Annotated in this window: 1 protein-coding gene; it reads right to left on the bottom strand. The window is 41.2% G+C overall.

Annotation, left to right across the window (positions count from 1 at the left end):
• The coding region (locus KW850_RS34645) for a transposase (protein ID WP_218351745.1) at positions 1 to 255 on the bottom strand (255 nt) is incomplete at both ends.

The following is a 255-nucleotide window of genomic DNA, read 5'->3' as shown; positions in this document are numbered from 1 at the left end:
AACTAGCCTCTGCAAGATGTAATCCAGCATGACGCAATAAAGAATTACCGTGTGCGAATCCACTTAGATCTCCTGACTCTCCTAAAATGCCTGCAAGGGCAATCTCGCTAATCCCTTTAATAGCAAGTAACTTTCTCGCGAAAGGAATTCGTTTAAGGACGTCAGTGACTTCCTTTTCAACTCGCTCAAGTTGCGCAGTTGCTAGATCAAACTCTTCAATTAATTGTTCAAGATGTAGTTTATAAGCATCAAGAG

Source organism: Bacillus sp. sid0103 (assembly GCF_019219025.1).
This window is presented reverse-complemented; position numbering and strand designations above follow the sequence as displayed.